Origin of the sequence: Halomonas sp. ANAO-440 (assembly GCF_019915905.1) — a bacterium.
GTDB classification, from domain to species: domain Bacteria; phylum Pseudomonadota; class Gammaproteobacteria; order Pseudomonadales; family Halomonadaceae; genus Halomonas; species Halomonas chromatireducens.
Map to the genome: position 1 here is coordinate 1 of NZ_JAHXBV010000034.1, position 12,946 is coordinate 12,946.

10 protein-coding genes and 1 pseudogene are annotated in these 12,946 nt (G+C 63.3%); 9 read left to right on the top strand and 2 right to left on the bottom strand.

The genetic code is table 11. The annotated features are described in order from the left end of the window. Positions 1-313: pseudogene (locus tag KZO25_RS17050) on the bottom strand (TRAP transporter substrate-binding protein); the annotation flags it as partial. A gap of 267 nt (positions 314-580) precedes the next feature. On the opposite strand from KZO25_RS17050, the gene KZO25_RS17055 reads away from it, so the two are divergent. The 4 genes from KZO25_RS17055 to KZO25_RS17070 all read left to right on the top strand — a co-directional run bounded on the left by KZO25_RS17055 (position 581) and on the right by KZO25_RS17070 (position 5,969). After that, complete coding sequence (locus KZO25_RS17055) at positions 581-2,383, top strand: IlvD/Edd family dehydratase (RefSeq protein WP_223137903.1); 1,803 nt, start codon at positions 581-583, stop codon at positions 2,381-2,383. 1 nt (position 2,384) lies between these two features. After that, entirely contained in the window at positions 2,385-3,329 is a 945-nt protein-coding gene (locus KZO25_RS17060; protein WP_223137904.1) for a DMT family transporter, read from the top strand. 31 nt (positions 3,330-3,360) lie between these two features. Next, positions 3,361-4,119 carry a FadR/GntR family transcriptional regulator gene (locus KZO25_RS17065; protein WP_223137905.1) on the top strand — a complete coding sequence of 253 codons (759 nt, stop codon included), beginning with the start codon at positions 3,361-3,363 and terminating at the stop codon, positions 4,117-4,119. A 104-nt stretch (positions 4,120-4,223) separates the two neighbouring features. Further along, positions 4,224-5,969, top strand: a complete 1,746-nt coding sequence (locus tag KZO25_RS17070) for an IlvD/Edd family dehydratase (RefSeq protein ID WP_223137906.1) — start codon at positions 4,224-4,226, stop codon at positions 5,967-5,969. Between the two features lie 46 nt (positions 5,970-6,015). On the opposite strand, the gene KZO25_RS17075 is transcribed toward KZO25_RS17070, so the two are convergent. After that, on the bottom strand, positions 6,016-7,134 hold the full coding sequence (locus tag KZO25_RS17075) for an ROK family protein (protein ID WP_262489107.1): 1,119 nt from the start codon (positions 7,132-7,134) through the stop codon (positions 6,016-6,018). Between the two features lie 355 nt (positions 7,135-7,489). Between KZO25_RS17075 and KZO25_RS17080 the strand changes: the two genes are divergently transcribed. The 5 genes from KZO25_RS17080 (at position 7,490) to KZO25_RS17100 (ending at position 12,942) form a co-directional block, all read left to right on the top strand. After that, positions 7,490-8,260 carry an SDR family NAD(P)-dependent oxidoreductase gene (locus KZO25_RS17080; RefSeq protein WP_066449482.1) on the top strand — a complete coding sequence of 257 codons (771 nt, stop codon included), beginning with the start codon at positions 7,490-7,492 and terminating at the stop codon, positions 8,258-8,260. Further along, positions 8,260-9,789 (top strand): sugar ABC transporter ATP-binding protein, encoded by a 1,530-nt coding sequence (locus tag KZO25_RS17085; RefSeq protein ID WP_262489108.1) that lies wholly within the window; start codon positions 8,260-8,262, stop codon positions 9,787-9,789. The genes KZO25_RS17080 and KZO25_RS17085 overlap by 1 nt, the downstream gene beginning before the upstream one ends. Then, a complete protein-coding gene (locus KZO25_RS17090; RefSeq protein WP_235588856.1) occupies positions 9,782-10,783 on the top strand; it encodes an ABC transporter permease in 1,002 nt (333 codons plus the stop codon). Before KZO25_RS17085 ends, KZO25_RS17090 begins: the two co-directional genes overlap by 8 nt. A 77-nt stretch (positions 10,784-10,860) precedes the next feature. Next, the gene (locus tag KZO25_RS17095; RefSeq protein ID WP_066449473.1) at positions 10,861-11,814 is read left to right on the top strand and encodes an ABC transporter substrate-binding protein; all 954 of its coding nucleotides are present in this window, start codon (positions 10,861-10,863) and stop codon (positions 11,812-11,814) included. Positions 11,815-11,886: 72 nt separating this feature from the next. Beyond that, entirely contained in the window at positions 11,887-12,942 is a 1,056-nt protein-coding gene (locus KZO25_RS17100; RefSeq protein WP_066449470.1) for a sugar phosphate isomerase/epimerase family protein, read from the top strand. Positions 12,943-12,946 lie beyond the last annotated feature (4 nt).

The window sequence follows — 12,946 nt, forward strand, 5'->3', positions numbered from 1 at the left end:
CCAGGGTGCCGGTCTGCAGCATCTCCATCATCTGCACGTCGTCGCCCAGTTGGCTGTTGGGGAAGATATTGACGGTGATGCGGCCGTCGGTGCGCTGGGCAAGGATGTCGGCGAAGTAGCGGCTGGAGAGGTACTGCGGTGAGGTCTCGGACAGGCCGAGCCCCATGCGGATGGTATGGCTGCCGTGGTCTTCGAGCACGTCACCGTCGATGGCGGGTGGTTCGGATAGGTCGGGCGTCGCGGCATAGGCAATGCTTGTACCAAGGAATGTGATGCCAGCCATTGCCAAGGTGAGCTTCAAGGGGTAGTGCATGATGCGAGCCTCCATGTGCAGCGCCGCTTGGGTGTTGCGCCCTTCCGCCAGCGACCGCACATTGCGTTATTGTTGTCCAACAGAGCGATTAGCGACATGGTGACATGATCACCATGTCTGGTTAGACTTTCGTACTTATTCTCTATTTGTTCAACATATACTTTTGTATGTATCGACTTTCCCGGGGTGGAGGGCGTAAGGTCGAGAACATGAAAGATAATCTGAGTCAACCTTATCCTTATACCCGCCCAGGCGTGGAGCTAGACAATGGCCAAGCCACACCGGATCAGCCCCGACCAGTTGCGCTCGCGCTATTGGTTCGACAACCCCGAGCATCCGGGGACCACGGCACTGTGCGTCGAGCGCTACCTCAACTACGGCCTGACCCTGGAGGAGTTGACCAGCGGCAAGCCGATCATCGGCATCAGCCAGTCCGGTTCGGACCTGACACCCTGCAATCGCCACCACATCGAGCTGGTGAAACGGGTCAAGGATGGCATTCGCGCCGCCGGCGGGGTGCCGTTCGAGTTCCCGATGCACCCGATCCACGAGAACGTGCGTCGACCCACCGCGGCGCTCGACCGCAACCTGGCCTACCTGGGGCTGGTTGAGGTATTGCACGGCTATCCATTGGATGGTGTGGTGCTTACTACCGGATGCGACAAGACCACACCGGCGGCGCTGATGGCGGCGGCCACGGTCAATATCCCGGCCATCGTGCTGTCCGGTGGCCCGATGCTCAACGGCTGGCGTGGAGCCGAACGGGTCGGTTCGGGCACCATCATCTGGGAGCTACGCAAGCGGCTGGCTGCCGGCGATATCGACTATGCCGAATTCCTGTCACGTGCCAGCGATTCGGCACCTTCCATTGGCCACTGCAACACCATGGGCACCGCCTCGACCATGAACTCCATGGCCGAGGCGCTGGGAATGAGCCTGCCCGGCTCTGCTGTCATCCCGGCGCCTTACAAGGAGCGCGCCATGGTCGCTTTCGATACCGGCACACGCATCGTCGAGATGGTCTGGGAGGACCTGCGGCCGCTGGATATCCTGACCCGCGAGGCATTCGAGAATGCCATCGTCACCTGCTCGGGGTTGGGCGGTTCAAGCAATGCCCCGGTACATGTCAACGCCATTGCCCGGCATGCAGGCGTTGAACTCACCAATGACGACTGGCAGCGCCTCGGCCATGAGGTGCCACTGCTGGCCAACGTGATGCCCGCCGGGGCCTATCTGTGTGAAGAGTTCTACCGTGCCGGCGGCGTGCCGGCGGTGCTGCATGAGCTGCTGCAGGCCGGCAAGCTCCATGGCGACGTGCTGACCGTCAATGGCCGGACGCTTGCGGCCAACCTGGAAGGTCAAGAGACCCGGGATGCCGAGGTGATACGCCGCTACGCCAACCCGCTGGTGGCTCACGCCGGATTCCTCAACCTGAAGGGCAACCTGTTCGACTCGGCGTTGATGAAGACCAGTGTGATCTCGCCAGACTTCCGTGCGCGCTTTCTCAGCGATCCTGACGACCCCGACGCCTTTGAAGGCAAGGTGGCGGTGTTCGACGGTTCCGAGGACTACCATGCGCGCATCGACGACCCGCAGCTCGGCATCGACGAGCGCACCATCCTGGTGATGCGTGGAGCCGGCCCGGTCGGCCATCCCGGTGGTGCCGAGGTGGTCAACATGCAGCCGCCGGCGGCTCTGCTGCAGCGCGGCATCGATTCATTGCCGTGTCTGGGCGATGGACGCCAGTCGGGAACCTCCGGCTCGCCGTCGATTCTCAACGCGGCGCCGGAAGCGGCCACCGGCGGGGGGCTGTCGCTGCTCGAGAATGGCGATCGGCTGCGCGTCGACCTCAAGCGCGGTGAGGTACGGCTGATGGTGGATAATGCCGAACTCGCGGCGCGCCGCCAGCGGCTCGAGGCCCGCGGCGGCTATATCTATCCGGACCACCAGACCCCCTGGCAGGAGATCCAGCGCAGCATGGTGGAACCGCTGGATCGTGGCATGACACTGGAGCCGGCGACCAAGTATCGTGACGTGGCCCGTCGACACCCGCCGCGGGACAATCACTGACATGAGCCGCTTGAGCGCGTTGTCTCATCGCCAGCAGGGGCTGTTGCTGACCGGCGGCGGGGCGCTGATCATGGCGCCCGATGCGCTGCTGATCAAGGTTGCCGATCTTCCCGATGCGGAGATCCTGATGTGGCGCGGTTTCCTTTCGGCACTGGGCTTCCTGCTGATCGCCCTGGTGCGCTATGGCCGCGGCACCCTGGCGGCCTATCGCCGCTGCGGTTGGACGGGTATCGCCGTGGCGCTGCTGTTCAGCCTGACCACCTGTGGCTTCGTCCTCGGTAACCAGTACACCAAGGCAGGCAACGTGCTGATGATCCTGGCCGGCGCACCGCTGATCGCCGCGGCGCTTTCCTGGGTGATCCTCAAGGAGCGGTTGCCACGGCGAACCTGGATGGCCATCTGGCTGTGCATGGCGGGCATCGCCATGATCGCCCTTGACGACGCGGGCGCCGGCTCCTGGGTGGGCAACGCCTTTGCGCTGATGGCGGCCACCACCCTGGCCATCAACTTCACGCTGTGCCGCACCAGACCGGGTATCGACATGAGTCCGATGCTGGTGTTCAACGGCCTGATCGTCGGCAGCGTTGCCGGGCTGTTCTGGCTTGCCGGCAGCGAGCCGTCGCTGCCGGCGACGAACCAGCTCGCCGTGGTGATCCTGCTGTGCCTGGTCATCGTGCCCTGTGGAGTGACCCTGCTGCAGCGCGGGCCGCTCTATCTGCCCGCGGCCGAAGTGGGCCTGCTGCTATTGCTGGAAGTGGTCGTGGGCACCTTGCTGGCCTGGTGGATTCTCGCCGAGCAGCCGGCGCCGATGGCAATGGTCGGCGGTGTCCTGGTGCTTGGCACCCTGTTCGCCAAGGGGCTCTATGAGCGCCGGCTGGAGTTGAGGCTGCGAGCGGGTGTGGACCCGGCGCTGCGGGCGCCGGCAGACCAGTCGAGTGCGTTATGATATTCAGGAATCGCAACAGGATCTCATCGCCGTGACGTCATCTCTACGCAAGCCACCGGCCCGTGCCAGTATCGCCGAATATCTGGCCGAGGCGATCTTCGCCGGCCGCTACCAGCCGGGCGACTTCGTGCCCCGTGAACTCGACCTCTGCGAGCGCTTCGCCATCAACCGCTCGGCGGTGCGCAGCGACCTGCGTCAGTTGGTCGATGTCGGCATCATCGAGCGTATCTCCGGTCATGGTTCCAAGGTCCGCGAGTATGCCGAGTGGCATATCCTCGATCCCCAGGTGACCGAGTGGATGTCCCGCTATGCGGCGCCCAACCCGGAGATCCAGCGCGAGATACTGGCCTTTCGCCTCGACGTCGAGCCCTATGTGGCGATGACCGCGGCGCGGCGTGCCACGGCCCGCGACCTGGTCGCCATCGAGGAGGCCTTCGAGGGCCTGGGGCAGAACCTGCGCAATGCCAGCTGCGCCGAGGAGCGGCGCCTGCACAGCGAGTGTGACGTGGCCTTCCACGTGGCGATCTTCAAGGCTACCCACAATATCGTCTGGGCGCAGCTGTCGCACATCCTCAGGCCGTCGATCCACCTGCTGGTGACCATGTCCAACGAGCATGCCAGCGACCCCGAGGAGAGCCTCGAGCGGCATCGCCAAGTGATGGAAAGCATCCGCATGCGGCGTCCTGAGGAGGCTTTCCTGGCCGCCCAGGCGGTGCTTGCCGGCACCGCAGAGGCCCTGGGACTCGAACCCGGCGCCAGTTCGCTGGGCCGTGGCTTCGAGTTGCCCTGAGCGTCTGAATTAATACCTTGGCCAGACCGGTCCCAGGCCTGGGATAGCCACGCCGAGACCGAAACCGGGCGCTTGAACCTGACCCCCGATATTGGAGATTTTTCATGACTGATCGCCAGCGTTCGTTGCGTTCCGCTCAATGGTTCGGCACCGCCGACAAGAACGGCTTCATGTACCGCAGCTGGATGAAGAACCAGGGCATCCCCGACCACGAGTTCCAGGGCAAGCCGATCATCGGTATCTGCAACACCTGGTCGGAGCTCACGCCCTGCAATGCTCATTTCCGCAAGCTCGCCGACCACGTCAAGCAGGGCGTTCTGGAGGCCGGTGGCTACCCGTTGGAGTTCCCCGTCTTTTCCAACGGGGAGTCACTGCTGCGGCCCACGGCGATGTTCACCCGCAACCTGGCAAGCATGGACGTCGAGGAGGCGATTCGCGGCAACCCACTGGATGCGGTGGTGTTGCTGGTGGGGTGCGACAAGACCACCCCGGCACTGCTTATGGGCGCGGCCAGCTGCGATATCCCGACGATCGTGGTCAGCGGCGGGCCGATGCTCAATGGCAAGCATGAGGGCAAGGACATCGGCTCCGGCACCGTGGTCTGGCAGCTTTCGGAGCAGGTCAAGGCCGGCAAGATCTCGCTGCATGACTTCATGGCCGCCGAGGCCGGCATGTCGCGCTCGGCGGGCACCTGCAACACCATGGGCACCGCCTCGACCATGGCCTGCATGGCGGAATCCCTGGGCACCTCGCTGCCGCACAACGCGGCGATTCCGGCGGTGGACTCGCGCCGCTATGTGCTGGCGCATCTCTCCGGTAACCGCATCGTCGAGATGGTCGACGAGGACCTGCGGCTGTCGAAGGTACTGACCCGCCAGTCCTTTGAGAACGCCATCCGCACCAACGCCGCCATCGGCGGCTCGACCAACGCCGTGGTCCACCTCAAGGCGATCGCCGGGCGCATCGGCGTCGAACTGGCGCTGGACGACTGGAGTCACGTGGGTCGTGGCACGCCCACCATCGTCGACCTGCAGCCCTCCGGTCGCTTCCTGATGGAAGAGTTCTACTACGCCGGTGGGCTGCCGGCGGTGCTGCGTCGACTCGGTGAAGCCGACCGCTTGCCACACAAGGAGGCCCTCACCGTCAATGGCCAGAGCCTGTGGGACAACGTCAAGGACGCGCCGCTCTACAACGATGAAGTGATCCGGCCACTGGACAAACCCCTGGTTGCCGATGGCGGAATATGCGTGCTGCGGGGCAACCTGGCACCCAACGGGGCGGTGCTCAAGCCTTCGGCCGCCAGCCCAGAGTTGATGCAGCATCGCGGTCGGGCGGTGGTATTCGAAGACTTCGATGACTACAAGGCGCGCATCAATGCGCCCGACCTGGCGGTCGACGCCGACAGCGTACTGGTGATGAAGAACTGTGGCCCGCGTGGCTATCACGGCATGGCTGAAGTCGGCAACATGGGGCTCCCCGCCAAGCTGCTCGAGCAGGGCGTCACCGACATGGTGCGAATATCGGATGCGCGCATGAGTGGCACTGCCTACGGCACCGTTGTGCTCCACGTGGCGCCTGAGTCGGCGGCGGGCGGCCCATTGGCGGCGGTTCGCGACGGCGACTGGGTCGAACTCGACTGCGCCTCTGGACGCCTGCACCTGGAGATCGACGATGCCGAACTGGAAGCGCGCCTGGCGCAAAGCGACCCCACCGCTGCCTCGCGGCGTATCGCCAGCGACGGCGGTTACCGGCAGCTGTACATCGAGCACGTATTGCAGGCCGACGAGGGCTGCGACTTCGACTTCCTGGTCGGTTGTCGTGGTGCCGAGGTACCCAGGCATTCGCACTGATGCTGTGGATGCCTGTCTGCACCGCCTGACCGCATGCTGCAGCCGATCAGGCGCTCACCTGGCAGCCGGACAGGGTCTGCAGGTCGGTGGCATGGAGGGTCATGGCAATGCCGCCGAGGAAGGTCATGTCCCGGTCCCATGGGCTCGCGATCAGGCGGCTCGGGCCGATGAGCTCCTCGACCAGGGCTTCGTCGATAGCCTCTTCCATTGATGGACGCATGGCCTCGAAGCCACGCACTCCGGAGCCGGTGATCAAGACCAGATCGGGGTTGAACAGGGCGAGAACGTTGGCAATCCCATACCCCAATGCGCGACCAGCCTTGCTATAGATCTTGCTGGCGACAGGGTCACCCGCTATCGCCAACTGATTCAGCGCCTGCATCTGTGCGTCCGATGGGTGGGCGCTATCGCCGGGTGGCAAGGTCAGCATGGCGCGGGCTTCACGATACAGGGCGTAGTCACTGGCATAGGCCTCGATACAGCCGCGCCGGCCGCAGGCACAAAGTGCCCCGCCGGGTTCATACTTGGTGTGGCCGAACTCGGCTGCCGAGCCGTTGGTGCCCAGAAAGGGCTTGCCGTCGATGAGCACGGACATGCCGATCCCATAGCCCAGCATGATGACGATCAGATTGGGATAGGCGGCATATTCCGGGTGGCTGGTCAGTGCCCTGGCGATGCAGTTGGCGTCGTTCTCGAGCAGTACCGGGCAGCAAAATGCGGTGGCGAGGCGCTCCGAGATGGGGGCATTGCGAAAGCTCAGGGCCGGCGACCAGATGATGAGTCCACTATTGGGAGATACCACCCCCTGTACGGCCAGGCAGATGCCTGCAAGATGTTGGAAGGTATGACAAACATCCGCCCGTATCGCTTCGATCTTCTCTTCCAGAACAGCGTACAAGTCTTCAAGGGTCAGGGTCAGTGTCGTGAGAGGGTGGTGCATGCTGTGGCGTATCTGGCCGGTGAAGTCCCCCACCACGATCTGAATCTCGTTGATCGACACCTTCACGCAAATGACGAAGGCAGCATCGGGGTTGAGCTGGATCAGGGTCTTGGGTCGCCCCCTGCCGCCGCTGCGGATCGTCTCGGGAGGCAGTTCGCTGATCAGTCCCTGGCCCAGCAATTCCGCGGTAACCGAGGTGACGGTTGCCGAGCTGATACCGTTCATTGGACCCAGATCCACCCGAGCCATAGGCCCCTTCGTCCGCAACGAGTGGATAACGGCTAACGTATTGTCCTGCCTGGTAGTTTCAATAATCTGAGTGGCCATGAAGGCTGCCGGTCTGTTTAGTTTAATAGAAAAAGTATATCAACGTCGCAGCCCTGAAGTCACCGTCTTGACGCCGCACTTTGCCTCATTCACGCCTGTTCTGGCCTTGTTTACGCCAAGGAATGTCAGGGAGACCCATAAAAAAAGGCGTTAAAATACGACTTAAGTGGCATGTGCAGACCTTTATTTTATCGCCTAAAGTAAATGCAGATCACGTGCCTTGTGCTCTGAATAACAATAAAAGGTGACCTCCATGCTACTCCCTACTGCCCGCTATCCCAGCCTTGATGGGCGCGTCGTCTTCGTGACCGGAGGCGGTGGCGGGATTGGTGCCGCCTTGACCCGCGCTTTTCATCGCCAGGGCGCTCGGGTTGCCTTCGTCGATATCGATGATGAGGCCAGCCAGAGGCTGTGTCACGAACTCGAAGCGGAAACGGGCAGGGCACTCCTCTATCGCCACTGTGATATCCGCGATATCGCTGCACTTCAGACAGTGATTCATGAGGTAGGCGAGACGCTGGGTCCCATCCGCACGCTGGTGAATAACGCCGCCAACGATGATCGCCATGACTGGCGCGATGTCAGCGTCGAGTATTGGGATGAGCGAATGTCGCTCAACCTGCGCCCCATGTTCTTCTCTACTCAGGCGGTCGCCGATCAGATGGCGGTGGCTGGCGGTGGTTCGATCATCAATTTCGGCTCGATCAGTGTACGCCTTGCATTGGGTGGTCTTGCCGCCTACGTCACGGCCAAGGCGGCCGTTCACGGTCTGACACGCAGCCTGGCACGTGACCTCGGCGAGAAGGACATTCGTGTCAACACGGTGGTGCCAGGCTGCATCCTGACCCGGCGGCAGCTCGACAAGTGGATCAGCCCCGAGGATGAGTTGCGCATTCTGGAGCATCAGAGCCTGAAAGTGCGCCTGGCGCCGGAGCATGTGGCACCAACGGTACTGTTCCTGGCAGCGGATGATAGCGCTCAGCTGACGGGCCAGGAATTTCCGGTCGATGCGGGGTGGGGCTGATGGATACAGATAACGAGGTGCTGCTCGAGGGGCGGCAGATTTCTCGTTCCTTCGGCGGCAATCAGGTGCTGTTCGATGTTGATCTGATGCTGCGGGCGGGTGAGGTCCATGCGCTGCTGGGTGAGAACGGCGCCGGCAAGTCGACGCTGGTGCGTATCCTCGCCGGCTATCTGTCTCCGACGTCTGGCGAGGTCGAGATGTCAGGCGAGCCGAGGCGTTACCGCTCCAGCGGGGAGGCGGAGGCCGATGGCGTGGTAATGATCCACCAGGAGCTGGCGTTGGCGGAGCTTTTGACGGTCGAGGAGAACATCTTCCTCGGGCGAGAGATTCGGCGCGGCCCTTTCCTGGATCGCAAGGCGATGCGTAGCCACTGCCGTAAAGCGCTGGCGGAACTCGAGACGAAGGTCGAGCCCACTGCACGGGTCAAGGACCTCAGTACCTCGGACCAGCAGATGGTGGAGATCGCCAAGGCGGTAACACGCGACGTGCGCGTGTTGATCATGGACGAGCCCACCGCCACCTTGACCGAGCATGAGGTGCAGGTGTTGTTTGCCCTAGTGTCTCGCCTCCGCAAGCGCGGGGTGGCGATTCTCTATATCTCTCACAAGCTCCGCGAAATCGAGCAGATTGCAGACCGGGTCACGGTGCTGCGCGACGGCCGGTTGATCGACTCTGGACCCATGAAAAGGCGTAGCAAGGAGGAGCTGGCCCGGCTCATGGTGGGCCGTGAAATCACCGAGATGTACCCGGCTCGCACCCCTGTTCCCGACGATGCTCCCTACGTTTTCGAGGCTCGCGACATCGTCGTGCCCGGTGCGGTGCACTGGGCCAGCTTTGCCTTGCGCAAAGGCGAAGTGCTCGGCTTCGGCGGCGTCGTGGGTGCGGGGCGCACGGCGCTGATCGAATCACTGCTGGGATTGCGTCCGCGCAGTGCGGGGCAGGTTCTACGACACGGCGAACCGGTGACGCTGCGGCACCTGCGCGACGCGGTGCGACACCGCATTGCCTATCTCACGGAGGATCGCAAGGCCAAGGGGCTGGTGCTCAACATGGGGCTACGCCCCAATCTGACCCTGCTCAACCTGCGTGCCTACTGTCATCCGCTGATCGACCGCAAGCAGGAAGCCCAGGCCTTCGAGGAGGCGACGAGCCGCTTCGATATCCGTCTGCGCACCCAGGCGCTTACGGCAGCGGAACTGTCCGGTGGCAACCAGCAGAAGCTGCTGCTGGCCAAGGTCATGTCCGTCGACCCCGAGATCGTCATCATCAACGAGCCGACGCGGGGCATCGATGTCGGGACCAAGCACCAGATCTATCACTTCATCCGCGAACTCACCGATGCCGGTCGCTCCGTCATTCTCATCTCCTCGGAGATGGGTGAGCTGATCGGCCTGTCGCATCGTGTGGCAGTGATGTGTGCCGGTGTCCTCACCGGCATCCTCGAGGGCGAGCAGATCAACGAGCAGGAAATCATGCAGTACGCATCCGGAATCAAGGGGGTAGGGGTGGATGAGCATCGTCGTGCCTGATAGCAAACCGATCAAGCGGGGAAGCATCCCCCTGGACCTGAAGACGTGGGGCCCCTTCGTGGCGCTGATCGCGCTGGCATTGCTGGGCGCCCTGATCAATCCCGCCTTTCTGGGGTTGGATAATCTCTCGAACATGCTGACGCGCAGTGCCTTCATCGGCATCATCGCGATCGGTGCCACCTTCGTCATTACCGCCGGGGGGCTCGATCTCTCGGTGGGGTCGATGGCGGCCTTCATCGCCGGGGTGATGATCATCCTGATGAACAGCCTGGTGGAGCAGTTCGGCCCCGGCCTCACCACCGTGCTGCTGGGCGTGGGGGCCTCGCTGATCCTGGGCCTGTGCGCCGGCTTCATCAACGGGATGGTGACCACCAAGGGCAAGATCGAGGCCTTTATCGTCACCCTTGGCACCATGGGCATCTATCGCTCGCTGGTGACCTACCTCGCCGACGGCGGCACCCTGTCGCTGGACTGGGGCGTGCGCGACATCTACCGGCCGGTCTATTACGGCCACCTGATGGGCATCCCGATTCCGGTGCTGGTGTTCCTGCTGGTGGCGGTGGCCGGCTATATCCTGCTCAACCATACCCGTTTCGGCCGCTACTGCTTCGCCATCGGCTCCAACGAGAAGGTGGCCGAGTACAGCGCCATCCATGTCGATCGCATCAAGACCATGACCTACATGCTGCAAGGCGTATGCGTGGCGCTGGCGACCATCATCTACGTGCCGCGGTTGGGCTCGGCGTCGGGGGCCACCGGGGTGCTCTGGGAACTCGAGGCGATTGCCGCGGTGATCATCGGCGGCACCATGCTCAAGGGCGGCCATGGACGCATCTGGGGAACGGTGGTGGGGGCGATCATGCTCACCATGATCGGCAACATTCTCAATCTGACGGATGCCATTTCCAATTATCTCAACGGCACGGTGCAGGGGATCATCATTATCGTCGCGGTGTACCTGCAGCGCGCTTCGTGGAGGAAGACGGGGACCTGAACAGGTCTACACATGCATTAACCAATAACGCGTCAAGCACTAACCAATAACAACCAAGGTAGGAAAGGAGCGTCACCATGCGAACCATAAAGACAACATTCGCTGCGTTAGCCACCGCTGCCGTGATGGCAACACCGACCGTCGCCATCGCCGCGGACTACACCATCGGGGTGTCGATACCGGCTGCCACCCACGGCTGGACCGGTGGGGTGAACTTCCACGCCGAACAGGCCAAGCAGCGCCTGGAGGCGGCACATCCCAACATTGCCATTACCATCTCCACCGCCAGCAATCCGGGCGAGCAGGCCAACGACCTGGAGGATCTGGTCTCGCAGCGAAATATCGATGCGCTGGTGGTGCTGCCCTTCGAGTCCGGGCCGCTGACCGACCCGGTGCGGCGGGTCAAGGATGCCGGGGTGTTCGTCACCGTGGTCGACCGCGGCCTCGAGCAGGAGGGCATCGAAGACCTCTACGTTGCCGGCAACAACCACGAGATGGGCCGCGTCTCCGGCGAGTACATTCGTGACCGGCTCGACGGCCAGGGCGATATCGTGGTGCTGCGCGGGATTCCCACGGTGATCGACGACGAACGCGTGCAAGGCTTCCAGGAAGCCATCGAAGGCTCCGAGATCAATATCCTCGACATGCAGCACGCCAACTGGAACCGCGACGATGGCTTCGAGGTGATGCAGGACTACCTGGCTCGCTTCGACCGCATCGATGCGGTGTGGGCCCAGGATGACGATATCGCCCTCGGGGTGATCGAGGCGGTGCGTCAGGCCGAGCGCGAGGACGAGCTGTTCATCGTCGGCGGGGCCGGCATGAAGGACATCATCAAGCGCGTCATGGAGGGCGACGAGCTGGTGCCGGTGGACGTGCTCTATCCGCCGGCGATGATCGCCACCGCCATGGACCTCACCGTCCAGCACTTCACCTCCAACGGCCCGGTGACCGGTCAGTACATTCTCGGCTCCCCGCTGATCACCCAGGAGAACGCCGAGCAGTACTACTTCCCCGATTCACCGTTCTGATCGATCCCAGCGGGCGGGCGCCGCAGCGCTCGCCCGCGTCTATCTGCCCGAGAACCCATCGGAGAGCCCACTATGCAAACCATCAAAGGGCCGGCGATCTTCCTCGCTCAGTTTGCCGGTGACGACGCCCCCTTCAATAGCCTGGACAGCATCGCCCGCTGGGCGGCGGGGGTAGGCTACGAAGGCGTGCAGATTCCCAGCTGGGACGCGCGCCTGATCGATCTGAAACGCGCCGCCGAGAGCCAGACCTACTGCGATGAGATCAAGGGCACCCTGGCCGAGCACGGCCTGGCACTGACCGAACTCTCGACCCACCTCCAGGGCCAGCTGGTGGCCGTGCACCCCGCCTACGACGAGATGTTCGACGGCTTCGCCGTACCCGAGGTGAGAGGCAACCCCAAGGCCCGCCAGGCGTGGGCGGTGGAGCAGCTGATGCTGGCCGCCAGGGCCTCGAAGAACCTGGGCCTGACGGATCACGGCACCTTCTCCGGCGCGCTGGCTTGGCCCTATGTCTATCCGTGGCCGCAGCGTCCGGCGGGACTGATCGACGCCGCCTTCGACGAGCTGGCCAAGCGCTGGCGGCCGATCCTCGACGCCTTCGATGAGGCCGGCGTCAACCTCTGCTACGAGATCCATCCCGGCGAGGACCTGCACGACGGTGTTACCTTCGAGATGTTTCTCGAGCGGGTCGGCCATCACCCGCGCTGCCATATTCTCTACGATCCCAGCCACCTGATCCTGCAGCAGCTCGACTATCTGGGCTTTCTCGACGTTTACCGCGACCACATCCAGATGTTTCACGTCAAGGACGCCGAGTTCAATCCCAGCCCCAAGCAGGGCGTCTACTCCGGCTACCAGTCCTGGACCGAGCGCGCCGGGCGCTTCCGTTCGCTGGGCGACGGCCAGGTCGACTTCAAGTCGATGTTCTCGTGGATGGCCGCCAACGATTACCACGGCTGGGCGGTGCTGGAGTGGGAGTGTTGCCTCAAGCATCCGGAGGTCGGCGCCCGCGAAGGAGCCACCTTCATTCGCGACCATATCATCCAGGTAACCGAGCGGGCCTTCGACGACTTCGCCGACGCCGGCGTCGACGAGGCGACCAACCGCCGCCTGCTGGGCCTCGACTGAAGGA

What these genes read in the sequence shown, in the direction of transcription:
- KZO25_RS17055 (WP_223137903.1), top strand. Translation starts at nt 581, where the DNA reads ATGGCCAAGCCACACCGGATCAGCCCCGACCAGTTGCGCTCGCGCTAT.
- KZO25_RS17060 (WP_223137904.1), top strand. Translation starts at nt 2,385, where the DNA reads ATGAGCCGCTTGAGCGCGTTGTCTCATCGCCAGCAGGGGCTGTTGCTG.
- KZO25_RS17070 (WP_223137906.1), top strand. Translation starts at nt 4,224, where the DNA reads ATGACTGATCGCCAGCGTTCGTTGCGTTCCGCTCAATGGTTCGGCACC.
- KZO25_RS17075 (WP_262489107.1), bottom strand. Translation starts at nt 7,134, where the DNA reads ATGAACGGTATCAGCTCGGCAACCGTCACCTCGGTTACCGCGGAATTG.
- KZO25_RS17080 (WP_066449482.1), top strand. Translation starts at nt 7,490, where the DNA reads ATGCTACTCCCTACTGCCCGCTATCCCAGCCTTGATGGGCGCGTCGTC.
- KZO25_RS17085 (WP_262489108.1), top strand. Translation starts at nt 8,260, where the DNA reads ATGGATACAGATAACGAGGTGCTGCTCGAGGGGCGGCAGATTTCTCGT.
- KZO25_RS17095 (WP_066449473.1), top strand. Translation starts at nt 10,861, where the DNA reads ATGCGAACCATAAAGACAACATTCGCTGCGTTAGCCACCGCTGCCGTG.
- KZO25_RS17100 (WP_066449470.1), top strand. Translation starts at nt 11,887, where the DNA reads ATGCAAACCATCAAAGGGCCGGCGATCTTCCTCGCTCAGTTTGCCGGT.